Origin of the sequence: Comamonas odontotermitis (genome assembly GCF_040396735.1) — a bacterium.
In the GTDB taxonomy this organism is placed as follows: Bacteria; Pseudomonadota; Gammaproteobacteria; order Burkholderiales; family Burkholderiaceae_C; genus Comamonas; species Comamonas odontotermitis_C.
Genome location: NZ_JBEBNZ010000003.1, coordinates 203,913 through 227,331 on the forward strand (window position 1 = coordinate 203,913; position 23,419 = coordinate 227,331).

Here is a 23,419-nt window from a genome sequence, read left to right on the forward strand (position 1 = left end):
AAACCATGCGCTGGCGTGCGCCAGTAAAGCGTCTTTATTGCAAAATCCATAGCAAAAAGCACCAAGCCTTCTGAAAGGCTTGGTGCTTTTTTGGGGGCGAAACTGCGTATTGGCGTCAGTGGGGCCGCGACTGCAGCCGGGCATACAGGCCGCCCAGCTCCAGCAATTGCTCGTGGGTGCCTTGCTCCACCACCTGGCCGCGCTCCATCACCACCACACGGTCCGCGTGCTCGATGGTGGACAGGCGGTGCGCAATCACCACGGTGGTGCGCCCTTGCATCAGCCGCGCCAGGGCCTCCTGTACCAGCCGCTCCGATTCGGTATCGAGTGCGGAGGTGGCTTCGTCCAGGATCAGAATCGGTGCATCCTTGTACAGCGCGCGTGCAATGGCCAGGCGCTGGCGCTGGCCCCCTGACAGCTGGTTGGCGTTGTGGCCGACCGTGCTGTACACGCCCTGCGGCTGGCGTGCCACAAAATCCTGCAGGTTGGCGGCTGCTAGGCACTGCTGCAGCCGCGCTTCATCGAGCGGCGCGCCCAGGGCCACGTTGGCTGCAATGGTGTCGTTGAACATCACGACATCCTGGCTCACCATGGCGAACTGGCTGCGCAGGCTGTGCAGATCCCAGTCATGCAGGGGCACGCCATCAATGCTGACCGAGCCGCTGGAGGGTTCCACAAAACGCGGCAGCAGATTGACGAGGGTGGTCTTTCCGGCGCCCGAGGGGCCCACCAGGGCCACCACTTCGCCTGGGTGGATGGTGAGCGAGAGGTGGCGCAGGGCGGGGGCCTTGTCGCTGCCAAATTCGACGGTCACATCGGTCAGCTGGACAGCGCCGCGCGCCTTGTCTGCGCGGTGCTGTCCACCGGCTTCGGGCGGTACTTCGCCCAGCAGGCCCAGGCCGCGCTCCAGCGCTGCCACGCCGCGCGTCAGCGGGTTGGCCACATCGGCAAGGCGCCGGATGGGGGCAATCAGCATCAGCATGCCGGAGATGAAGGAGATGAAGCTGCCGACCGTCACTTCCTGGGCGCTCACCGCCGTGGCGCGGCTTTGCCACAACGCAATGCAGATCACGACGGACAGCGCAACGGCGGCCAGCAGCTGGGTGAGTGGCGTCATGGCAGCCGACGCGATCGTGGCCTTGATGGCCAGTTGGCGCAGCCTGCGACTCAGCGCCAGAAAGCGTCCCGCCTGGGCCGGCTGGGCGGCGTGGATGCGCACCACGCGGTGGGCGAGCACGTTCTCCTCCACCACATAGGCCAGCTCATCCGTGGCCTGCTGGCTGGCCTTGGTGATGTGGTAGAGCCGTTTGGAGAGCGTTTTCATGATCCATGACACGCTGGGCAGCAGCACCGCCACGATCAAGGTGAGCTGCCAGTTGGTGTAGAGCAGGTAAAGCAGCAGTGCAATCACCGTGAACCCGTCGCGCGAAAGCATCAGAAGCGCCTGCACGATCAGGGTGGCGCCGTTCTGTACCTCATACACCACGGTATTGGACAGCGCACTGGCCGATTGCCTGGAAAACAGGCTCAGGTGGGCATCCAGCACGCGATTGAACAGGTTCTCGCGCAGGCGCATCATCCCGTCGTTGGCAATGCGCGCCAGTGCGTACTGGTTGATGAACTGTGCAACACCACGAATGAAAAAAACGCCAACAATTGCTACAGGCACGGCCCACAGCGGCAGGGTGCCGCCGGTAAAACCCTTGTCCACCAGGGGTTGCAGAAGGGCGGGAATGGCCACTTCCGTTCCGGCCACCACCACCGTGGCCAGCACGGCGAGCACCCAGGTCCAGCGCTGGTAGCCAAAGTACGGGGTGAGGCGGGAGAGGCGTGCGCGCAGTGACAACTGGGCTACCGCGCTAGCAGGATCACTGCCTGAAGGTGCTGGCGCGGCCGCAGATGCATGCGCGGAAGATGGTTTTTCTGTTGTGGACATGTGGGCAAGATTCTAGAATGGCCGGCTGTCTTCCTTGGAAGATAATAGTGATTTTGTAGGGTGTGTAACATCCTGCTGCCTTCTGAGGCATGTTCGGCATACATTGCGCATTTATGATGGTCGGTAATGACTAAAAAACGCTTCCCATCTATTTCTTCGGAGGCGGCCAAGCCGCTGTTCCATCGTCGTCACCTTCTTGGCGCTGCACTGGCAGCCCCAGCACTCCCGGCACTGGCGCAGTTCCGCGTCGAAGTGACGGGTGTCGGCATCAAGCAGTATCCCATTGCCATTCCCCAGTTTCGCGGTGAAGGCAGTGCGCCCCAGAAAATCTCGGCCATCGTCCAGGCCGACCTGATCCGCAGCGGCCTGTTCAAGGCTGTGGACGCATCGGGTGAGGAACTGGATGAGACCTCCCGCCCCGACGTGGCCAAGTGGACCGCCAAGGGCGCGGAGTACCTTTCGGTCGGCAGCGTGACGCGTGGCGGCAACGGCTTTGATGTGCGCTTTCGCCTGTGGGACGCAGTCAAGGGCGCGGATCTGGGGGGCCAGAGCTACAACGTGCCGCAGGCTGACTTGCGCCTTGTGGCCCATAAGATCGCCGACTATATCTACGAAAAGATCACCGGCGAGAAGGGCGTGTTCTCCACGCGCATCGCCTACGTCACCAAGAACGGTGCCCGCTATACCCTGTGGGTGGCGGATTCGGATGGCGAAAACGCACAATCGGCGCTCTCCAGCCCCGAGCCCATCATCTCGCCCACCTGGTCGCCTGCCGGCACACAGCTGGCCTATGTGTCGTTCGAATCGCGCAAACCCGTGGTGTACGTGCACGAGGTGTCTTCCGGCCGCCGCCGTCTGATCGCCAATTTCCGGGGCTCCAACAGCGCGCCGGCCTGGTCGCCGGACGGCAGCACGCTTGCCGTCACTCTCAGCCGCGATGGCGGCTCCCAGCTCTACACCATCCCATCGGGTGGTGGCGAGCCACGCCGCCTGATGCAAAGCAGCGGCATCGATACCGAGCCGACCTATTCCAAGGATGGCCGCTACATCTACTTTGTCAGCGACCGTGGCGGTGCCCCGCAGATCTATCGTGTGGGTGCCCAGGGTGGTGGAGCCGAGCGCGTGACGTTTAGTGGCTCCTACAACATCTCTCCCTCTATCAGTCCTGACGGCAAGACACTTGCTTACATCACCCGTGCCGGTGGTGGCTATAAATTGCAGGTCATGGACTTGGCTTCCAGTACTGTGACATCGGTGACCGATACCAGCAACGACGAAAGCCCCAGCTTTGCTCCGAACAGCCGACTCATTGTCTATGCCACCCGCGAAGGAGGTCGTGAAGCGCTCATGACCACAACGCTCGATGGCAAGATCAAGGCACGACTGGCCGGGCAGAATGGAGACATCCGTGAGCCCGATTGGGGCCCATACCAACCTTAAAAACAAGAATTTTGCTAGTGTTCTGAGTCAGTAGTTTTATACGAAAAATCCTTTCGGAGAGTTATACATGTTGTCGTTCAAAAAAGCTTCGTTGGCCCTGGTGGCCGCTGCCGTGCTGGCTGGTTGCAGCTCTGCTCCTTCCCTGGATAACGCCCCTGTGGAAGACAAGGGTGCAACCACCGCCGGCAATGGCGCAGGCACCGGCAGTACAGGTCAGAGCACCGTGGGTGGTGTCGACCTGAACCAGAGTGGCGCCAATGGCCAGGGCCCCGTGGGCGTTGCCCGCGTGATCTATTTCGACTTTGACAGCTACTCTGTCAAGCCAGATTTCCAATCCACGCTCGACGCGCACGCCAAGTTCCTGAAGGCCAATCCTTCGCGCAAGGTCATGCTGGAAGGCAATACCGACAACCGTGGCGGCCGCGAGTACAACCTGGCACTGGGCCAGAAGCGCGCCGAAGCCGTGCGCCGCTCGCTGAACGTGCTGGGCGTGTCCGACAACCAGATGGAAGCCGTCTCCTTTGGCAAGGAAAAGCTGGCTGCTGAAGGGAGTTCGGAAGACGCACACGCACAAAACCGCCGCGTTGAACTGAACTACCGTTAATAGGCTCCATGACCCTCACTCGCAGAACTCCTCGTTTGATCGCGCTTGCCGCCTTGTGGGCATGCGCAACCGCCTCTCAGGCCGCACTGTTTGAAGATGCCGACGCGCGCCGCGCCATTCTGGAATTGCGCCAGCGTGTCGACCAGGTCACCCAGGGCAGCAACCAGAACGGCGAAGACACCTCGCAGGTGCGTCGCAGCCTGCTGGACTTCCAGTCGCAAATGGAATCCATGCGCGCCGAGATGAACAAGCTGCGCGGCGAAAACGAGACCCTGCGACGTGAGGTTGCCGATTTAAAGCGCGGGCAGACCGATCTGGCCAAGGGCATGGAAGCACGCCTGCAGCAGTTCGAGCCCGTCGCTGTCACCGTGGATGGGCAGGAATTCAAGGCCGATCCCGCTGAAAAACGCGATTTTGAAGCGGCCCTGGGCGTGTTTCGCAGCGGCAAGTTTGCCGATGCAGCCAGCGCTTTCAGTGGCTTCGTTCAGCGTTATCCCAAGAGTGGCTATGTACCATCCGCGCGTTTCTGGCTGGGCAATGCCTACTACGCCACGCGCGACTACAAGCCGGCCATCAGCAATTTCCAGCAAATCCTGACGACAGCGCCGCAGCACATGCGCGCGCCTGATTCGGCCCTGTCGATCGCCAATTGCCAGATTGAGCTGAAAGACACCAAGGCTGCGCGCAAGACCCTGGAGGACCTGCTCAAGGCCTACCCTGAAAGCGATGCGGCCAACGCGGCCAAAGAGCGACTCTCCAAACTCAAGTGATATGAGCGATCTGTCTCCCGCGGTGTCCGATCGGCAGGACGCCGAGATGGACGCAGATATCCAGAGGCGCTTTGGCGGCCTGGACCGCCTTTTGGGCGTCGCCCCGGCTGCGAACATGCGCGCCGCATGCATTGCCGTGGTCGGCATTGGTGGCGTTGGATCGTGGACTGCAGAGGCGCTGGCCCGCAGCGGCGTCTCGCGCCTGCGTTTGATCGATCTGGACAATGTGGCCGAATCCAACATCAACCGCCAGATCCATGCGCTCTCCGGCACCATCGGCATGGCCAAGGTTGATGCGATGCGTGAACGCATTGCGCAGATCAATCCGCACTGCCAGGTAGATCTGGTCGAAGACTTTCTGACCCCTGAAAACTGTGCCACCTTGCTGGATGGTGTCGATGGCTTTGTGGATGCGTGCGATCAGGTGCGTGCCAAGGTGGCCATGGCGGCCTGGGGTCTGCGCCATAAACGCGCCTTTGTCTGCATTGGCGCTGCCGGTGGCAAGCGCCATGCCTGGAAGGTAGAGCAGGACGACCTGGCCCACACCACGCATGACCCGCTGCTTGCCCAGGTACGGTACCGCCTGCGCAAGGAATACGGCGCTCCCAAGGACGGCAAGAAAATGAATGTGCCCTGCATATTCAGCAAGGAGGCCGTGGCGGGCCCAGACGCCTCATGCGCGGTGGAAGGCGACGGCTCGCTCAACTGCCATGGTTATGGCTCATCGGTTGCAATCACCGCAACCTTTGGCATGTGCGCGGCTGGCTGGATCATGGAAAAACTGGCATTCTCGAAAAAATGACAAAAAACTTACGCTATAATCTAAGTCTGTTGTGAGCAAGGGAGCTTTTATTAGCGACTGAGCAAACCAAGGCGGGTCTTTAGCTCAGTCGGTAGAGCAGCGGACTTTTAATCCGTTGGTCGCGAGTTCGAATCTCGCAGGACCCACCAAGAATATCAACCCATATGCTCGCGCATGTGGGTTTTTTCTTTGTATTCAAGCATTTACGCCATTTTTCATGGACGAGCATGGCCGCGTATGCTCCTATACAACGATGGCAAATATGTATGCCGTCATGTATGCTTTCTAAAAATAGAACTGGTGGCATACATGAAACGCGCAGACCTCGCTAAAAAGCACCATCCCCTCAAAGACACCACCATTGATGCCCTGGAGCCAGAGGCCAGTGGGTATCGGGTCAGAGACACCTCCGACCGCAATTTGCACCTGTACGTACGCCCAGACGGTCGCAAGTCCTGGGAACTGCGTTACAAGGTGCGACCTGGCTACTGGTCATTTTTTGGCATTGGCGCATACGGCAAGCGCGATGGAACAATGTCCGCGGCTAAAGCCCGTGTGAAAGAGGCCGAGTTGGTGGGGGCTATGTTGGCTGGTGAGACTTTGCGCGACACGCAGGCACGACTAAAAGGCGAAGCCAAAGATTCGGCGGAATGCACCCTAGATGCCTTAACGCAAGAGTGGCTGGCCATCAAAAAGCGTACCTGGGTTGATGCCACCTATGTTCGAAATGAGGCGTCTCTAAAAAAACACATCTCGCCAAAACTAGGCGCGCGCCTCTACACCGAAATTAAGGCCAAAGAATGGCTTGATCTTTTCCATGCCATGCAGGCTGAGGGCATCGTAGAGATGGCGAGCCGCGTGCTCACCATGTGCCGAGACATTCTTGACCTGGCTGTCAGCACCGATCGCATGGAGGCGAACCCTCTGGCCACGATGCACAAGCGTTTGGAGACACGCAAGGCAGTGGCAATGAAGCATGTGGCCCAGCCGGAATTGCCCGAGCTGATTCGCGCCATTCGGCACTACAACTCCAGAGAAGGGGCGATAGGCTTGCAGCTGTTGATGATGCTGGCGTGCCGCCCTTCGGAACTGCGAGAGGCAGAGTGGGGTGAATTTGATTTCAAAAAAGCGCAATGGACGGTGCCAGCCATCCGCATGAAGCGAAAAAAAACGGAGAAGCTGAACGGCGAGCCGCATGTGATCCCGTTGCCAAAACAGGCCCTGGCGCTGCTCAAGGAGCTGCAGCACTTCAACGGAAACTACTTGTTCTTATTCCCTGGCCGCAGCGACGCCAAGAAGCCCAAGAGCGGCATGTTCTTTTTGATGGCGTTGCGCCACCTAGGCTATGAGGGGCGGCAGACGCCTCATGGGTTTCGTCACATTTTTAGCACTGCTGCAAACGATTCGCAGCAGTTCAGCTCTGACCTTATCGAGTCTGCTCTGGCACACGTGACCCAGGGTGTGCGAGGGACCTATAACTTGGCCACATACATTGAGGCGAGACGGCCCTTGATGCAGTGGTGGGCGGACGAAATAGATTTGATGGCCGCACGTGACTCTGTTGCTTCTGGTGGATAGGTTCCTACTTACTCTGCAACTTGGGGGTGCTGTGGCTCAGCTGCTAAGCTAATGTGATCTAGTCTCCAGCGTTTCATCTGCTTGAACTGTTGGTAGGTCAACGTTGCTTCTGAAATGGATTCGCAGAATCTAAGCTCTATGTGCTGCCAAGTTCCAGTTGGCTTGAATAGTTTGTCCTGAAATGAATCTTCTATCGCCTTTGCTGCTGCGCTTGCCGCATCTTGCGAAGGCGTTGAGGCGGGCTCTATGTCGGCTGAGTGAAGGATGACGATATCCAGAGTGTATGTGTCATCGGGGCCGTTGCGTGTCGTCTCTACCCCCTCATCGACGTCAAAGAACACTCCAACGATTCGTTCCCCATGAGGTTTCACTGCTTTAGCAATTTTTTCTGCTAACTTGCATTCTTTCACTAGGCGACGTTCAAATTCGTCTGGGAATGCAGATCTTCGATAGCGGCTTGCAAGCCACATCTGAAAGACGGCACTGTTCTCTGGTGAGAGTAGAAAGTCCAAGCGAGGTTTGAATTTATTTAGCTCCATTTTGTCAATGGATATTTTTGCAGTTGCTTGAAATTCAGACCACAGAGGCTGCTCTCCTATGAATTCGAGATGTAGCTTTCGCGAATTCTTGGCATGAGTGACATTGCCGTTTGCCTCGTTAATCAAGCTCCCGACAATAATCTCAATGTTGGGCTCGCCATCAGGAGATTGAGCGAGGTCGCAATCGTGGGTGGCAACAATGGCGAGCGTCTGGTTGGTGTCTCCTAAATTAAAAGCTTTGATTGCCTCACTGCACAGCAGATGACCTTGCCTCCAAGGGGTATCTCGATTCCATTCCACTATCAATTACCTTCATGCTTGGTCATTTGAGGCGGTGAAATCGAAATCAGCACTTGCAGGCTTCTTAGTGCGATTAGCGAATCGTGCATTCAATTGCTCGCGTTGTATGCTTTCACGCTTATAAATTTGGGCCAGCGAGCGAGCTGCATTGGTTACAGATTCACCTGATGCTGCTACTTGCATCAAGGTGCGGCCATTGGAAATTTTTCGCTTCATAAGCGCGGAGTTGATAGTCAGCCCTTCGCTAACTAGGACATCAGACGCATCCGCAAGGTCTTGGAGTTTTGCGGCATTTTCGTCTGCAACTGGCTCTCCATTAAGCCAGTTATAGACGGACTGACGAGAGACTCCAAATGCTGTAGCGAGATCAGAAACAGCAGGCTTTAACACCTCTCGAATGTGCTTCAAATTTTCTATGGGAGTTCGCGATGGTTGCGACTCTACTGCTGCATTCAACGAGGATGCGTGTAGTTCGGGATGCGATAGGGCGCGTTGGGAAAGCACACCGCCAGTGCCAATGCCCGCAATCACGGTGCTTGCAGCCGCAAACCATCCAACCCACCGAACTAAAGGTGAAGAAGGTCCGGTGGATTTGGTGCTTTCAGCGAGCCATCCACCATAGTCATAGTTCAATGTGTTATTCATTGAGCGTCCTTGTTAAACCCATGATGTGCGAGCATGATCGGTAACAATGGAATTAAAGGAGTTGGCAATTTCTTCATGAAGTGCTGACAGGCGATGTAATACTTCATTCGGGTCAAATGCAATGCGTATGACACTAGAGGCATCTGTATCAATGATTGCGTGCAATCCGTTGTACTTAGTGAAGCGTGGATTGATAGAAAGAGGTGTTTCGCCAAGTTCATTTGGCAACCCTACCTGCCCTTCGCGTATAAACACTCGAGATATGAGTTGGCCAGCGGTCGTCATGACAGTGGTTTCACTAAACGAGTGTTGCAGTTGTCCATGCCCATGTTGCGAAAGTCCCAACACTTCGGGTATGAAATAGTCCCGAAGGGATTCGCTATTTTCTGAGGGGTGTACCGCATCCAAATATCGAATACCGATGCGCTCAACAAGATCGAGGCGCACCGAGCTGCTGACAATCTCCAAACCATTTAAAAATGTCTTGGAAAATGTTTCAAACGTGTCGTAAGCGGTCGTAAGCAGCGTTAGTGAATTGGTATCTAAGATAAATGCTGTCTGCCCATCTATGTCACCAAACATGTATCGTGTTTGAGCAGTTAATGCAGGGGGGACAGCTTGAGCATTTTGCAAGCCCATTATGGGAAATTCAAGTCGCTGAACCATTTGTCTTTTGAAGTCTAAGAAGCGAACTTCACGCATCTTGGACTGAATCGTCGAGACAAAGCTATCTAAGTCCAGAATGTGATTGAACTGAACTTGAGCGATTGTGTAGTACACCGGCGCGTTAGCCAGTTTTGTTCCCATGATGTTCTCTGGTGTTTACTTTACAGACAGGTTGACACTTTACACCATGATTGACAACTGTTGTTGCGGTGGGAGTGTAAATTTTGTGGTGATTGACTGTTGCTAATCTGTTCATTACATCCCATTAACGCCTTGCGCAACCCATGCGTCAGCCTCGCCGTACAGTTATTGAAACCAGTCCAAGCGGCAGGCAAAGCCTGCCGGACTGGCGCGGCGTTTGCGCTCTGCGCTTGGCCTGCGGTGGTGGTGTGTTCGGGGTTGGATGCATGCGCGGCGTGCGTGCTGGTTTCACCGGCTACCGGCATCCAAGCAATGCGGCGGCTCACCAGCCAGCGGCCACACATGCGGCCCCGTTGCGGGGTCAGGCCCACGATGCGGCCCACTTCTACCGCTTCGCCGTAGCGGTTCACCTGGCCTTCTTCCACCATCGTTGTCACGGTGCGTAGGTGCCACTCATGGCGCTTTAAGGCGTGGCCGCCCATGGCCTCCATAAACACGCGCCAGTCCGCGCGCAAGTGGCCCTGGCGGTGGCATGCGCGGAAGGCGCTCATGGTCTGGCGGTCGCCTTCTTGGTTGAACAGGTCGAGCTGGTCTTTGCTCACGCGGCGCAGCTCGCGCCAGGCCGTTACGCTTGGCATGCCAATGGTCTGGAATTGGCGAATGCCCCAACAGGCCGCCCAGGCATCAACCCGTTGGTGGCCCTGGCTGGTTTCTTCGCCAAATTCCATCTTTATCTGGTCGCCGTTCACCAAATCTTGGTGTTCTGTCAGCGCAACATGGCCTACGCTCTTGGCAATGTATTTGGCCACGTAGCCAGCGGCGCCGCCCCGGTCCATGCGCTTGATGCACACGCGGTTGTCTTGCGCGCCGCGTTCCTGGCCATCTTCGGCCAGCCAGTATTGGCGCAGGGTGCTTTCTAAGGTGATGGCGTCGGCCTGGTTTTCAGTCCACAGCAGCGCGTGCCAATGCGGCGTGCCATCGTGGTGCGGCTCAGCCACACGCAGTCCGTATATTTTGACGCCGATACGGGCCAGCTTGGCGCGCGCCTTGGCCCAGGTATCGCGCAGCCATTCTTGGCCGTCGCGGGGCGTGGCGCCTTTGTACTTTTTGTTGTGGCGCGTTTTGCCTGCGCGAATGGTGACGGGATGGAACTTGCTCGGCAAGGTGAGGGTGATAAACAAGCCCACATGGCCATGGCTGTCGGCGTACTCTTCGGCGCCACGGATGCGCGTCATCAGCTCGCCGCCACGCACCAATGGGTTGGCGGTACTCAGTGCGGCCAGCTCGGCCAGGGTGTAGACCTGGCCAGCCTCATTGCGGTAAAGACTGCGCTGCAGCGCTTCGGTATTGCGTTTGATCTGTGCTTGTCGGCGTACCAGGCCACCTTGGCTGATATAGCGGCCCTTGGCCACATTGACCAGCCCCAGGCGAATGGCCCCGGCCTCTACCACGCGGGCCACCAGACGGCGCAACTTGCGGCGCCACCAGCCATCGTCAGAAGATCTCTTGATGGCGGCGCCAATCTTGCGGTCTTTGTCTTGGGGTGTATCGCCATCCTTGAACTTGAACAAGCCCGCCAAATCCTCAGCAGTCAGCGTGCCAGTGGTTCGCAGCATCATGGTCAGCGCCTGGCCACGCTCTGCCAGGCTAAAGCGGGCCAGCTCGCAGCCATCCATAAATTCATCCACCTGCGCGGCCAGCTGCTTGGCCCAGGTGCAAATTTCAAAATCACTCAGGTTGAGGCGCGAGGCGTCACCATAGGCATCGTCAAAGTCTGCCAATTCTTGCAGCTTGTCCCAAGCCTTTACCCAATCGGGTGGCTGCTCTAAAAACCAGCGGGCATGTTCATTGGTGCCTTCTTGGAAGGGCGATGCAGCATCGTTGACAGGGAAGCGCGCACGTATCGCTTGGCGCCAACCGCTTGGCGCGGCATTCACAATCCGCTCCAAGTGGTAGGTCACCATGTGCAAGCGCGGCTTGTTGGCCGCCCAGTCGGCTAGATTGCCGTTAGGCAGGCTTCGCGCAATAGCAGGCATCGCAGGCTATCCCGTGGTACGCAGTCGCAGCGCTTGTGTGCGGCCCAGCACGGCAAAGGCTTCTCGCAAAGCAGAGCGTATGCCATCGCGCTCTTTGGGCGGTATCAGCTGCCAGCTGCGTGCAGCAAGCTGGTGCATATCCGTATCCAAATCGCCCACGCCGCCCATCATTAGCATCACAATGCGCCAGGGCAGGGGCATACGCGCCCATTCCGCATCCATTACGCCGCTGTGGGCGGTATTGCCGGCCTTGTTGGCAAAGTAGTCGCGTAGCTCTGCAAACTGTGGTCGTAGGCGTGTGGGTATGCCTTTTTCTGGTGGCCCCACAAATGCCGCAGGCGTTGCCACGGGCAACGGGGTAAGCAGCACCAAGTCAGGGTCTAGGCATTGCGCATACGGCTGGTCAATTACCGGGAATGCCTGCAGACGGTGCAGCAAAGCATTGGCAATGGCCTCCGCTTCGGCCCGGTCTTGTTTCATGCGGCACCACCTTTCGGCAGTGCTGCGCGCAGTGCCTGCGCCACACGGTCAACCAAGCCCAGTGCAAAGAGCAGGGCGGTTTCATCGCCTGGCTGTGGCGCTTCGCCAGCGCATGCGCGGTCTATCGCCCAATAGGCTCGGTCGGCTTTGTCGGCATCGCTCAGGTCGTAAAAGCTGAGTGCTACGGGCATGGAGGGGGCAGCGTTTGCCATGCTTAGACCCTCCCTTGACTAGGCTGCGCGGCTTTCAAAATGGTGCGCAACTCAGCGAGCGCAGCATCCAGGGTTTCTAGGCGGCTGTTCACTGCCTCGTTGCTGGCACGGATGATGGCGCCGAGCTTTTCTGGCTGCGGCATGGCATGGTCGGCAGCGCAAGACACCATGTATTCCAGCCCTTCATAGGCCTGCATGGCGTAGCGCAAATGGCCAATGGCATCTACCGCGCGAAAGGCCAGTTTGTCAGCACTTTTGGCTAATGTCACGACGCTGGGCTGCATGCAGGGCTTGGCATCGGGTGATACTGCCGTGCATTGTTCGCGGTACTGTTGGCGGCTTTGCTCTTGCAGTTGGTCAAAAACATCTGCAGTAGCAGTGTCGTAGTACATGGCATGGCAGCCCACGCAAGGTATTGGCAGCCTTGTGCCTGCCGTGGCTGGCACGGGATTTATCTTGATGGAGGTCATGGTTTAGACCTCCGCTTGCAGTTGGTTGATGGCTGCCAGCGCAAGCACCAGCTTGCGGCGGGCGGCAGCAAAGTTGCCGCGTTCGATGTAGCTGCTCGCCAAGTTGGTGGCGTTGAAGGCCCCCAGCACGGCATGCAGATGGTCTGCTGGAATGGTGTTAGGTTTGGAGGGGGCAGCGCTGCGGCTGGCCGTGATAGTTACAGTCATGGTCAAGGCTCCTTGTCGAGTCAAGAAAGCCACCGTTTGCGTTTTCAAGCGCATAGGGTGGGTGGGATGTTGAAAACACGGGACAAGCCGTGCGCCCAGCCTTACGGTATGGACCATCCCACCCGAAACCGTACGGGGTAGGTGCTGACGCACCCGCCCCCGGAAATTGGGCGTGACAAAACCCCGCTTGACGGTGGGGGCTGCAACCTCTTGTCCAATGGTGTTTTCAAGCACCGGGCCTCTCGGCTTGCAAATAGTGTAGCCCAAAACTTGCAGTTGTGGTGCTGCAATTTGTGTGGCCCCGGTGCCTATGGCTTTTTGTGGGGCTTGTTCTGTAGAATCTTGCTTTGTATGCGTGAGCGCCTTGGTAACTGCTGTTGTGGTTCCAGGCGCATTTTTTTTGCGTGCGTTGGTGGTTAGCATGGCTCGCCCTCCAACTGGTAAAGCGCTAAGCGCCTTCGGTAGCCATCGCGGTCAAAGGTGTCCACAAAATTGGTGATGATCTCGTGGCCCGCTTTACGCAGCTCGGCAATGCGGGAGTTGGACGAGTAGGCGCCCATGCAGCGCAGTTCATCCGATGTTTTAGGCCCAGCTTTCAGGGCCTCCAGAATCATCAAGCGCTGGCCTATGGCAGTGGTTGCGCTGTGGTTGGATGTAGCGAGCTTTTGCATCACATCACCCCCTGTGCAGCTTGGCTGCCGCGTTTAGCCTTCAAGGTGTCAATCCAGGCGTTCAACTCGCCTTCGTCAAACAGCACGGCGCTTTGGCGGTGTTCGCCCAGCTTGATGGGGCGGGGGAAGCTGGGATCAGTCCTGACGATGGTGTCGAGGGCCGTTTTGCTCAGCCCGATCAGTGCGGCTGCGCTGTGTTTTCTAAGAAGTGCCATGTTCATGCATCCTTGTTGGTTGGGATGCATGTATTTCATTTGAAAAGAGGTTGTCTCAAAAGTCCGTCTAGCGCTAGATGGACTGGGAAACGGGTTCACTTAGCGGTAGGTGAACCTAAAAAACCGATGCCTGATGGCCTAGACACAATTAAGCGATATTTTCAACACGCTCAATCAATGTTTTTTGGTTTGTGAGGACCTTCTATCCAATCATCCCGTTTCCAGCGCTTCAACGAAGACTCAGAAGCAAGTCCTTTGTCCTCCATAACTCTGCAGAACTCGGCAAAATTTTTATAGATTTCAGGCCTTCTTGACCATATATCAGCGAAGTTTTTAGCTGCTATTTTGTTTGGACTGTCTTCTGCGTTCGCTGCTTTAGTCAATCCTCCTTTGGAGCTCTTTCGCCGTTCCTCACTCTTGGAAATGGGGGCTAATAGATCAGCGAATGGTTCAATTCCATTCAATCGATTGGTGAGAATGTTGAGCAATGCCAAACAATGAACGGACTTCCGAATTTCTGGTCTTTTATATAGCTCTTTTAATCCATTTTTTAGTGCTTGGCGAGCTGCTCGTTCCTCGTCATCCCAGCGCGTCAGTTCTTGAATTCTGGCGATTTGCAAGTCTGTTTCAGATTTGCTTTTTTCAGACGCAGACTTTTGAAGTTCGCGTGCTTTTTTGATCGCAGCTTCTATGGCCTCTCGCCGACGAAACTCAATCACGTGGGGATTGCTCAGGTTAGGGCCTCTATCTATCTCAAGGCTTTTGTTGAAGAATGACTCGAAAACATCAACGTGGATAAGACGATACTTTTCCGTCAAAGTGTCGTGTGATGATTTTCTCGCCTCTGCTTGTTGTAGCAGTTCTTCAAGCGAACGTATCTCAACCCATGACTCAGGTTGATAATTTTCATTTGCCATACGCATCCCTCGATGCCCCTGTCAGAAATGCCAGCCCAGCCTGTCAGGGTCACAGGTGTTCGGGGATCAGCCTAGGGCTGGCATGTTCAATGGTAGCAGCGAGACGGTGCCGATAAAGTAGGGTGGGTGTCGCGTTTAATCAATATCCATAAGTGAACTGCCTCGGCGAGCAGCTGTCTGGCGGTCGCGTCTATCCATCTCGAAGGTGATAGCGCGCGCCACGGCTCTCTCGTCCATACCCGGTGCGGCGGTGATATTGAACGTGTTGTTGCTGCTCACCGAAACCGGGGCGGCTGCCTTGGGTTGCAGGGTGAGCAGCTCTTGTTTGACCTGAAACTGCTGACCATCTTGTAGCGCCTGTGCGCCTACCGAAGGCCCAGCCGTTGCGCTAGTGGCCAACGCAAATGCCGCCGCCGTGGCTTTGGCTCGACCTGCCACTTGCACAGGTGAATCGTCGGCTGCAGTGCTGCCTGCACCGACAGCACTTTTCATGCCCTCCCACACAGCGCCAAGCGCCTTCTTGGCCATGGTCATGAAGAAGTCGTACAAGCCCAGCGACGCGGCATTCAAGCCCCATTCAATGGCTGCCCATATCTCCTTGGCCAGGTTCCACCATTGACCCTGATCCCAAAACTCTTTGATCTTGTCCCAATGGGCTGTAAAACCCGCCACAGCACCGGCAATGCCCATAACAATTGCGGCTACCGGATTGGCCCGGGCAAAGGTGAACACCAGTTTGAGCAAGCCCCACAGGCCACCTTTGAGCAGGCCAAACACGCCGCGCAGGCTGGAGAGTTGCGAGAGCGCTCCAGTGATGGCCGACCCAATGGCGCGGAAGATACCGGCCACTCCCATGGCTTTGAAGGCGCCCCAAGCTGATACCAGCCATTGCACGGCCTTGGCGGCTATGCCGGTGCCAGCTGCAGCGGAGGCACCGGCTGCCCGCATGCCTAGTAGGTTGAGCAGCGCGCGGCCTGAGAGCACGCGCAGCATGGCCAATGAACCGATCACGCCCACCAAGGCAATGCCCAGGGTGCCCAAAACGGTGAGCACGGCAGCGCCGCCGGCGGCAATGAGCATCAGGGTTTTGGCAACTTGCGGATTTTCTTTGACCCACGCTTTCATGCTGACGGCCATGTCGCCTAGCCAGTTGAGCACGGCTTTCGCTTCTGGCGCTATCAACTCGCCCAGATCGACCAGCAGGTTGGTGAAGCTGCCCTGGGCGGCTTCGGCCACGTTTTTCAGGGTGCCCAGCAATTTGTTGACGCGCTCTTGCAGGTCTGCCTGGTCTTGCAGCTTGACCACGGTTTCTTGGTAGCCTGTCAGTCCCTTTTCAATGAATTGGTTGAGCACGCGCAGAGTTTCGGCATCGTCGCCAAACAGCTCTTTGATGATGCTGCCCCGCTGCATGGTGTTGAAGTTTTTGAGCTTTTCGAGCTGGGAAAACATGTTTTCCAGCCCGCCGAATTCACCTTTGCCATTGCTGAAATCAAGCCGGAATTTGCCGCCAGCCTTCTTGACGGCCTCATTGGCCTTTGCCAGTTTTTTGGCGTCCATCGTGTACTGGTACACCTTGCGGATGGCATTGCCAGCACTACCGCCATCGGTCATGCCGGCCTGGTTCATCATCACCATCATGGGCGAGAGCGTTTTCATCGCCTCCATACCCTTTTTCTTGATGATATTGAGCACCGGTGCCATGTTGCCGAAGCCGGCCAGCATGTAGCGCGCGTCTGCGCCGGCGTAGTGGCTGCGCTGCAGCATGTCGAGGATGCCCATCATCTCGGATTCGGTAGCCTGTAGGGCGTCTTGCATCTTGGCGCCGAATTTAGCCGCTTCCGTGGGCGTTTCTTCCAGCATGACGGCAAGGTAGGCCGATGCCTCCCCCAGGCCGCCCAGGATGGTTTTAGCGCTCATGCCTTCCTTTTTGAGCGCAGTCATCATGTTGATGAAGTCGGAAGTGGTGCCGGGCAGGCGGTCGCCCAGCCGTTGGGCCAGGTCGGTGATTTGCTGCAGTTCTGCCGATGCGCCGCCGTCTTTGGTCATGAAGGCTACTTGCAGCTGAGTACGGGCCTGTTCGGCGTCCGCAAATTCTTGCACCGGGCGCTTGACCCAGCTGCTCATTTTTTGCCCGGCCATCTGCACGCCTACGGCTGCGCCGCCCCATTTGGCCAGCTTCATCATGGTGGCACCGTGCTTTTCGCGCAGAGAGGCCAAGCGCGTTTCTACCTGGCGCTGCTGTTCGAGCTTGTGACGCTGGGCGTCAATCTGGGTGTTGGCGGCGCCAATGCTGGTAGCCAGCTTGGCCTGGGCCTGGGATGCACTGCCCAAGCCCAGGGCCGTCACTTCAGAACGTAAGCGCATGACAGCAACACGTTGACGCTCGTAGGCAGCCGCCTGCTGGGCAACTTCCTTTTCTTTGCTGTCCAGCTGCTTTTTGCTGGCAATGCCTTGCACGCGCATGGCAGACAGCTGTTCTTTGAGCATGCGCAGTTTGTCGCGCTCGCGGATCAAATCAGGCTTGGCATCATCCAGCCTTTGCAGCAGGCGTTGCTGCTGCTGCAGTTTTTTCAAGGCCAGCTCGGCTTCGCCCAAAGTTTTGGCGGTAGCACGGCTGCCGGTTTGGATGGCTTTGAGCGGGCCGGTTACTTTGTCAACAGCCGCCAACAGCACTTCGAGACGCAGTTTGTCAGCCATGGCACACCTCACAGCGTGCCAGGCGGTTTAGCGCAGAGTGCTGCCAGCCTTTGCCATCAGTAGTGCTTCTTGCGCGTGATCTGCACGCTGCTGGGCAGCGCACAGCTGCTTGGCGTTGTGCCGGCTGGGCTCCAGGGTCTGGTCGAACTGCATGTCTTCCAGTTCTTGTTGCAACTGCTCGGCCCGCACGCGCAACTGGATCAAGGCCAGCTCGCGTTTGGTTTGCGCGGTCTCGCGTTCGGCCAGCACTTCTTCCAGCTTGTAGTACGCGGCAATGCCCGCAAAAAACAGCAGTGGATTCATGAAGGGGCATCTTAGCTCTTTCGCTCAGGCGGTGCGTTGACGGTGTTGAAGCGCTGTACGGCCAAATGCTGCCAGCCTACTAATTCGTCCAGCTCCATGGCATCCATGCAGCTGGGCAGCCAGTGGAAGACGAAGGCAATGTCTGCCATTGCCTCCTCAATGTGTTTTGGCAGTGCTATTGCAGCTCTGCCTTCGGCACGAAAAAACTGACCAACGCCATCCCCAGCATGAGCAGGTCGGCAGGGTCAAGGTTTTCCACCTCGTGCTTCACCAGAAGTGGCTCCGTCACGCGGGGCAGCACTTGCATGATGGCGTCGGCATTGGCATTGAGCATGGCACCCAGGTCGATGCCGCGTAGCTCGCCGCTTTTGGGTTTGCGCACATGCACCTTGGTGATGACTTGCGCGCCACGAGTGATGGGCTGCTGCAGCGTGATGGCACGGGCAGGACGGCCATTGATGATTTCTTCGCCTTCGAGGGTTTGGGTCTGGCTGGTTGCGGTCTCGGTCATGGTGTTGTTTCCTTTGTTGAATGGGGTGGTAGAGGCGAGGTAAGCGGTGCTCATGCAGTTCGGTTTTCAGCCACGAACCTGAGCTTGTGATGGTCGGCAGGGGTGAGCAATTTGCGGCCGTTCATCGGCCCGAGGTCGAGCGTGCCGATGGCATCGGCAATGGGCTGGGTGATGCCACTGGGAGCTTCCATGGACTTGCTACGCAACAGGCTTAGCAATACGCTCATCCGACTTTCAAGGGTGATCCGGGCGGTCTCTGGGCTGAACCCCAGTGATGGGCCTATGTCAGCCTCGACCGCTGCGTTGCCAGATCGCACATTGCAAATCAATGCAAGTGCGTCGGCCATTGCAGGCCCGTGTTTTTCCAGCAGTGCAAACGCATGAAACCGCGCGCCTGCAGAAAAGGCAGAACCATGGGCTGCCTGGTACGTTTCAGCCTCGATGCTGGCCTGCATAAATAGCGGCTGGTGCTCCGCACACTCGGCCTTCATGCTGGCAATAGCGCTTTCCAGCTCTTCACAGATGGCAATGGCGTCGTTCTTTTTGTTGAGGATTTTTTGCACCGCTGCAGTTTTTTCAAACCCGGCAGCCTCGAACGCGGATTTGAATTCGGACTCGGCTTTTTCGCGTTCCAGGCGGGCGGCTTCCAGCTTGGCTTTCAAGGAGTCCTGGTTGCTGAAAATCTCTTTCAAGCGAACCACGGCGCCGGTGTTGAACGCTTCGCGCGCAGCCCTCAGGCGGGCCTGCGCATCCAGCCAAGTGGCTTTGGCTTCTTCGGCTTCTTGGGTAAAGGCGTTGGCAGGAGTATGTGTAATGGTCATGGCTGGATTGGTGCGGTTTTCAAGGGGATTAGCAGTCGGCCAGTTGAACGGCGTCATGGCCGCCGACAGCAGCATTTAGTGCCGTGGCCAGTTGACGGGCTTGCTCGGTAGTGAAGTAGGCAATGGGCTCTGCATTTGGGCCGCTCCCCTCTTGCAGCACTACCTGGGCATGGATGGGGGCGCTTTCGCTGGAGAAATTCGCGCCATTGGCGCCGGCCAGTACTTCCAGGGTGCTGGTTTTGCGTCCGTTTTTGTCGCTGCATTGGGCTGCGCCTTTGAGGCTGTATTTCTGGTCGTTCAGGCGATGGGTGGTCATGTTCGCTCCTGTTTAGGGGTGACGGTGTAGTGAATCAACGAATGCCACTGCGGTAGGTGTGCCTGGCTGCTGGCTTGAGGCTGCATCGCTGCAATGGGCTTAATGGAATTTCTCTGTGTATCGGCTTCTTTTTGCACCGGCTTTTTGTAGGCAGCAAGCGCCTCTTTTCTTAGCAATGCAATGGCGTAGTCGCTACTGGGTAGATTTACTTCTGCATGCGGCATAGCCGATGGCGATATGGTTTGAATAGCCTCAAAGCTCGCCACGAAAGTGAAATTGCACAGCACATTGGTGCATCGACATATCAAGCTGCGCATGGTTCTGGTTTCTTGCTTGCTGGTGCGCACCTTGGCCTGAGCTTCACAATGCGGGCAGCGAATGAAGAAACGGCTTGCCCTGTTTTCCTGGGCTGTCATTTCGCTTCCTTTGAAGATGGCAGATCGGCACGTGGGCGGCTGTCGATCCAGGCATTGATTTCAGATTCTTTCCAGGCAATACGCTTGCCGTGCACACGAACTGCCAGGGGAAATGCGCCACTGTCCATCCAGCGGTAGATGGTTTGGCGGCCAGCCCCCGCCAGCTGCTGAACAACATTGATTTGCAGCAGGCGGTCGTGGTACGTACTTGGCAGCTGCGAAATCAGCGGAAATTTTGTGGCTGAGGTGGGGGTCTTCTTTTCCATGCCTCAATAGTGCTTTTGAGGCGGTGAGAAGTCACGCAGCACAGGTTGTGACTGTGTTTCTCACAGAAAGCAGCGCCTTTTTCGGCAACGCAGATGCCTCGCCAAAAGGTGCGCAAGCTTTTCGCGCGCCACCTCCGTCATTTCTCGACGAATCCCGACACTTACCAAAGGGGCAAAGCCGTCCCGCGAGACCGCACCAGCGCTGAAAAGTGCCGGTGTCGGCGGTACCGACGAAAGCGATACATTAAGAGTGCGGGCGGGGCGGGGTCTCGCTAGCGCGCGGAGAGGTGATGCGGGAGTGGGGCAGGTAGGTCACGCTGGCCTCTGTAAGGCTGCCGCGTGAACTAGGCAAGGGGTAGGGGTGCATGGCAGTGCTTTTGCGTTGCTGGCTGTTTTATGGCCTTGCGCCTGCCGCGCTGGCTGGCCTGTCTTGGGTGGGCGTCCGGTCTAAGGTCGATGGCCTGGGTGCCCATATGACTAGGCCCGTACGTATCGGGCCAGAGGGTGCGGACGCTTGCGACTATTCAACGGGCGATGCGTGGCGTGTGTTTAAGGTCTGCGAGGTCTTTGGTCGGTGGCGGCGTGCAGCTGTGCTTTCTGCAGATATGAATTGAGGTTTTTGCTAACTTATAGCAAGCTATCACCTTGTACGACCATACACGGCTCTGCTTAACGAGCTATCCTATGTATGCCGCTGTGTATGCCAAAAAAATTTAGAACTCATTTAATCAAAATAAATCAAATGCTTGTGATTCATTGATGTAAGACGCAGGACAAGAAATTCAAGCCCCTGTAGCAATACAGGGGCTTTTTCTTTGCTCTCTTTTTTGCTTCTCACGCAGCTTTTCTTTTTTGGATGTGCGGGTTTTTTGCCCACCAACGCTACAACATTCCGAAGCGTCTGTGCTACCAGATGGCTGTATCACCTGGTGCTCACGGTTGACTTGTATTCAATGACTCCGCCCACTGTGTGGAGATCCATACCCGTGCTGATCATTTCGCTGGCAGTACTGTACCGAAGATCATGTAAGCGTTCGTGTCCAGCAGAAGCCCTCGCAAGGGGGCTTTTTCATGCCATCCGGCGCCAATTGGAGTACCAGCGTCCACCGTCGCCAATGCAGGTAGCGCTCTCCGATGAGCATTTCCGACCCGAGCCTGGACATGAGGGGGAGAGTAGGGGCGGGCGAGGTGTGGTATCGGATGAGGACAAGCTCGCTTCGGCGGATTTTCGATGGCACAGGCAACGAAAAATTGCACAAGGGTGGGATAAGCAAGGCGGCTGAGACCTCCAGACTATCGCATGCTCGGTTTGTCTCTTTTCATATACAGAAACTGTTCTGAAAAGTGAATCACTCTCTGAAAGCACATGTTGCATCAAATCTTCAGATGGTTGAGGGTACCATTCACCACTTACCTTTTGACACAAAGAATCTTATGAAAAAGATAAAAGTCCGCTTGGCTGCCGCTCTGCTCATGACCTCGTGTGTTGCAGCACATGCTCAGACAGAGACCAATCAATACGCAGTAGGCTGGACACTCAACTCGCCCGCAGGCACCCTGGCTCCCTCGCTCGCCAACACCACACTGGTGCCGCAAGCTGATCCAATTGGCATATCTGGGATGACGAGGGTCGCGTCGAATGTGACACTTCTCGCTCTGACAGGTCTTCCTCCCGCCGAAGATTCAGCAAAATATGTCAGCTTTCGCTTTAAAACCGGAGGCGTAGCTAATGCGGATATTGTGCTTAATCTGGCGGGATATTCACTCAATAATACTGGCTATGGTCAGCAGTTCCAAGTCAAGGCAGTCTTGCACGACTTGACTTCTAATGTTGGCTATCCTTTGGGGAGCACTGTTAACTTCTCTCAAGTTCGATCAGTGGTGAATGTTGGATCTGCAAATCAGTGGGCAAGTTACTTTTTTGTAAACAACCAGACTTGGCCAATGCAAGCTGCTGAAATTCAGCCTCAACAAGGAAATTTGCCGGCTTATAAAAAGCCAATTGTTCTTGCACCAAACAATGACTATGAGTTCCGTATGTACTTGTCTCAACTGGGAGCTGCTGATGGCAGGGGCATGATCGACGATGTTACGGTCTACATGAAAACAGTCTCTGTGCAAGCACAAGCGGATGGCGTCTTCAGCTTTCCGGCGCAAAGTGGTGGAACCACTACAGTCAAAGTGCAAGACAATGACTCAATAAATCAACTTCCATTGCAGGCCGGCACTTATGTGCTAAGCACTGTGACAGCTGACCCGGGTTTGACTCTCAATGCAGATGGGACCATCAGTGTAGTAGCAGGACAACCTGGCACTAAAACGCTGACTTACCAGATATGTCCAAAGTACGACACCAATATTGTCTCTGATTTTCAATCAAATGCATGCAAAACAGCAACTGCGACCGTGCAGTTAACTGGTGCCGCCTTCCCTCCAGGCGTATCCATTAGCTGTACCCCGAAAATCCTAACGGATTCGGATAACCAGCAAGCTATTTGCACTATCAAAGCAGATACGGTTGTTAGCAGCGATCTCAATATTAGCCTTGAATCTTTAGCCAGTACAGCAAGATTTAATGGCGCCTGTACTAACCGTACAAGCATTACTATCCCTGCGGGCCAGGATTCAGCTACATGCGATATTTCTGCTGTCGCCAATACAGTTGTAGGCGATGGCAATGTGACTGCTGTGATGACAATTGCAGATCCCACACCTTCCACTGCACCGCTATACACTGTATCTATACGCTCAGACAGTGTTGAGATACAAAATGACGATGGTGTTGCGCCTCCAGTTGCAACACCTGTACCTGCCATTGGGGAGTTGGCGGCCATTGCATTGGCTGGACTATTGGCAATGTTTGGAGTAGCGCACTTAAGACGCCAGCGCAAGTAGCGCTTGATTTCACAGCCACCTTTGGGTGGCTTTTTAATGCTGGATCGGATTCCGAAAAAAGCCCAGTCAGCCCGATCCAGTCTCCGTTACAAGCCTTCGCGGTAGAGCTGCCCCTCGATCTCAGAACCACTCCAACCTCAGGGCGCAGAACAGTCCCACCCAGAGTAGTACCAAGGCAACGAATGCAGCCTTGATGTAAATAGGCCAACTCAGGGTTACCTTCCAGATGTTTTTGTTCTTCCAAGCCATGTGGTGAATCTTCTATATGCGGAAGGCCTACGTTTCTAGAGTAAAAGCGATGGTTGGCGAGGGGGGAGAGGGGGCGTTGCTCAGGGTCAAGGAGGGCTCGCTGTAGAACTGCAGAAATCGGCTAGAGAGTGTCTTTTACCTCAATCGAGAGGTATGTCGCCCAGGCCGGTCAGATTGCAAAATCTATCACGAACTTGCAGCACGGTGCCATTTCGATTACCAACTTTTTGAAAGATGGAGCTTTTGTAAATACCTTCATCTATATCCAATTTGCATATCCCTCTCCTGAATATGGCGTCTCGTGACGAGTGCGTCG

At 56.2% G+C, this 23,419-nt stretch carries 27 protein-coding genes and 1 tRNA gene; 8 read left to right on the forward strand and 20 right to left on the reverse strand.

All coding sequences use genetic code 11. The annotated features are described in order from the left end of the window. Positions 1-115 precede the first annotated feature (115 nt). Positions 116-1,936: a lipid A export permease/ATP-binding protein MsbA gene (gene msbA / locus ACH2DG_RS04930; protein WP_395024576.1), complete on the reverse strand. Its 1,821-nt coding sequence runs from the start codon at positions 1,934-1,936 to the stop codon at positions 116-118. A gap of 126 nt (positions 1,937-2,062) precedes the next feature. On the opposite strand from msbA, the gene tolB reads away from it, so the two are divergent. The 6 genes from tolB (at position 2,063) to ACH2DG_RS04960 (ending at position 7,130) form a co-directional block, all read left to right on the forward strand. Then, positions 2,063-3,376: a Tol-Pal system beta propeller repeat protein TolB gene (gene tolB, locus ACH2DG_RS04935; protein WP_395024577.1), complete on the forward strand. Its 1,314-nt coding sequence runs from the start codon at positions 2,063-2,065 to the stop codon at positions 3,374-3,376. Positions 3,377-3,443: 67 nt separating this feature from the next. Then, the gene (gene pal, locus ACH2DG_RS04940) at positions 3,444-3,980 is read left to right on the forward strand and encodes a peptidoglycan-associated lipoprotein Pal (protein WP_395024578.1); all 537 of its coding nucleotides are present in this window, start codon (positions 3,444-3,446) and stop codon (positions 3,978-3,980) included. Between the two features lie 8 nt (positions 3,981-3,988). Then, a complete protein-coding gene (gene ybgF, locus ACH2DG_RS04945; RefSeq protein WP_395024579.1) occupies positions 3,989-4,750 on the forward strand; it encodes a tol-pal system protein YbgF in 762 nt (253 codons plus the stop codon). A gap of 1 nt (position 4,751) precedes the next feature. Further along, a complete protein-coding gene (locus ACH2DG_RS04950) occupies positions 4,752-5,552 on the forward strand; it encodes a ThiF family adenylyltransferase (RefSeq protein WP_395024580.1) in 801 nt (266 codons plus the stop codon). Positions 5,553-5,625: 73 nt separating this feature from the next. Then, a tRNA-Lys gene (locus ACH2DG_RS04955) sits at positions 5,626-5,701 on the forward strand. A gap of 160 nt (positions 5,702-5,861) precedes the next feature. Next, positions 5,862-7,130, forward strand: coding sequence for a tyrosine-type recombinase/integrase (locus tag ACH2DG_RS04960; RefSeq protein ID WP_395024581.1), 1,269 nt, complete (start codon positions 5,862-5,864; stop codon positions 7,128-7,130). Positions 7,131-7,138: 8 nt separating this feature from the next. On the opposite strand, the gene ACH2DG_RS04965 is transcribed toward ACH2DG_RS04960, so the two are convergent. From ACH2DG_RS04965 to ACH2DG_RS05055, 19 genes are all read right to left on the reverse strand, one after another. Further along, positions 7,139-7,969 carry a hypothetical protein gene (locus ACH2DG_RS04965; RefSeq protein WP_395024582.1) on the reverse strand — a complete coding sequence of 277 codons (831 nt, stop codon included), beginning with the start codon at positions 7,967-7,969 and terminating at the stop codon, positions 7,139-7,141. A 12-nt stretch (positions 7,970-7,981) separates the two neighbouring features. Then, positions 7,982-8,614, reverse strand: coding sequence for a hypothetical protein (locus ACH2DG_RS04970; protein WP_395024583.1), 633 nt, complete (start codon positions 8,612-8,614; stop codon positions 7,982-7,984). A 12-nt stretch (positions 8,615-8,626) separates the two neighbouring features. Beyond that, positions 8,627-9,421, reverse strand: coding sequence for a TIGR04255 family protein (locus ACH2DG_RS04975; RefSeq protein ID WP_395024584.1), 795 nt, complete (start codon positions 9,419-9,421; stop codon positions 8,627-8,629). 20 nt (positions 9,422-9,441) lie between these two features. Then, positions 9,442-11,457 carry a replication endonuclease gene (locus ACH2DG_RS04980; protein WP_395024585.1) on the reverse strand — a complete coding sequence of 672 codons (2,016 nt, stop codon included), beginning with the start codon at positions 11,455-11,457 and terminating at the stop codon, positions 9,442-9,444. Positions 11,458-11,463: 6 nt separating this feature from the next. Continuing rightward, positions 11,464-11,937, reverse strand: coding sequence for a hypothetical protein (locus tag ACH2DG_RS04985; RefSeq protein WP_395024586.1), 474 nt, complete (start codon positions 11,935-11,937; stop codon positions 11,464-11,466). Then, positions 11,934-12,149 (reverse strand): hypothetical protein, encoded by a 216-nt coding sequence (locus tag ACH2DG_RS04990; RefSeq protein WP_395024587.1) that lies wholly within the window; start codon positions 12,147-12,149, stop codon positions 11,934-11,936. The genes ACH2DG_RS04985 and ACH2DG_RS04990 overlap by 4 nt, the downstream gene beginning before the upstream one ends. 2 nt (positions 12,150-12,151) lie before the next feature. Next, entirely contained in the window at positions 12,152-12,619 is a 468-nt protein-coding gene (locus ACH2DG_RS04995) for a hypothetical protein (protein ID WP_395024588.1), read from the reverse strand. Between the two features lie 3 nt (positions 12,620-12,622). Then, positions 12,623-12,826, reverse strand: coding sequence for a hypothetical protein (locus tag ACH2DG_RS05000; RefSeq protein WP_395024589.1), 204 nt, complete (start codon positions 12,824-12,826; stop codon positions 12,623-12,625). 416 nt (positions 12,827-13,242) lie between these two features. Next, complete coding sequence (locus ACH2DG_RS05005; RefSeq protein WP_395024590.1) at positions 13,243-13,497, reverse strand: helix-turn-helix domain-containing protein; 255 nt, start codon at positions 13,495-13,497, stop codon at positions 13,243-13,245. Then, on the reverse strand, positions 13,497-13,712 hold the full coding sequence (locus ACH2DG_RS05010) for a helix-turn-helix transcriptional regulator (RefSeq protein WP_395024591.1): 216 nt from the start codon (positions 13,710-13,712) through the stop codon (positions 13,497-13,499). Before ACH2DG_RS05010 ends, ACH2DG_RS05005 begins: the two co-directional genes overlap by 1 nt. A gap of 170 nt (positions 13,713-13,882) precedes the next feature. Next, positions 13,883-14,629 (reverse strand): hypothetical protein, encoded by a 747-nt coding sequence (locus ACH2DG_RS05015; RefSeq protein WP_395024592.1) that lies wholly within the window; start codon positions 14,627-14,629, stop codon positions 13,883-13,885. A 135-nt stretch (positions 14,630-14,764) separates the two neighbouring features. Further along, complete coding sequence (locus ACH2DG_RS05020) at positions 14,765-17,326, reverse strand: phage tail tape measure protein (RefSeq protein ID WP_395024593.1); 2,562 nt, start codon at positions 17,324-17,326, stop codon at positions 14,765-14,767. A 27-nt stretch (positions 17,327-17,353) separates the two neighbouring features. Beyond that, complete coding sequence (locus ACH2DG_RS05025; RefSeq protein WP_395024594.1) at positions 17,354-17,629, reverse strand: hypothetical protein; 276 nt, start codon at positions 17,627-17,629, stop codon at positions 17,354-17,356. Between the two features lie 11 nt (positions 17,630-17,640). Then, entirely contained in the window at positions 17,641-17,778 is a 138-nt protein-coding gene (locus ACH2DG_RS05030) for a GpE family phage tail protein (protein WP_395024595.1), read from the reverse strand. A 26-nt stretch (positions 17,779-17,804) separates the two neighbouring features. Further along, positions 17,805-18,140: a phage tail assembly protein gene (locus ACH2DG_RS05035; protein ID WP_395024596.1), complete on the reverse strand. Its 336-nt coding sequence runs from the start codon at positions 18,138-18,140 to the stop codon at positions 17,805-17,807. A gap of 50 nt (positions 18,141-18,190) precedes the next feature. Next, positions 18,191-19,036 (reverse strand): hypothetical protein, encoded by an 846-nt coding sequence (locus ACH2DG_RS05040; RefSeq protein ID WP_395024597.1) that lies wholly within the window; start codon positions 19,034-19,036, stop codon positions 18,191-18,193. Beyond that, entirely contained in the window at positions 18,990-19,277 is a 288-nt protein-coding gene (locus ACH2DG_RS05045) for a hypothetical protein (RefSeq protein WP_395024598.1), read from the reverse strand. Before ACH2DG_RS05045 ends, ACH2DG_RS05040 begins: the two co-directional genes overlap by 47 nt. Further along, on the reverse strand, positions 19,274-19,693 hold the full coding sequence (locus ACH2DG_RS05050; RefSeq protein WP_395024599.1) for an ogr/Delta-like zinc finger family protein: 420 nt from the start codon (positions 19,691-19,693) through the stop codon (positions 19,274-19,276). Before ACH2DG_RS05050 ends, ACH2DG_RS05045 begins: the two co-directional genes overlap by 4 nt. Beyond that, positions 19,690-19,959 carry a helix-turn-helix transcriptional regulator gene (locus ACH2DG_RS05055; protein ID WP_395024600.1) on the reverse strand — a complete coding sequence of 90 codons (270 nt, stop codon included), beginning with the start codon at positions 19,957-19,959 and terminating at the stop codon, positions 19,690-19,692. Before ACH2DG_RS05055 ends, ACH2DG_RS05050 begins: the two co-directional genes overlap by 4 nt. An 858-nt stretch (positions 19,960-20,817) precedes the next feature. Between ACH2DG_RS05055 and ACH2DG_RS05060 the strand changes: the two genes are divergently transcribed. Then, a complete protein-coding gene (locus ACH2DG_RS05060) occupies positions 20,818-20,916 on the forward strand; it encodes a hypothetical protein (RefSeq protein ID WP_395024716.1) in 99 nt (32 codons plus the stop codon). 477 nt (positions 20,917-21,393) lie between these two features. After that, positions 21,394-22,854 (forward strand): hypothetical protein, encoded by a 1,461-nt coding sequence (locus tag ACH2DG_RS05065; protein ID WP_395024601.1) that lies wholly within the window; start codon positions 21,394-21,396, stop codon positions 22,852-22,854. Positions 22,855-23,419: the final 565 nt, after the last annotated feature.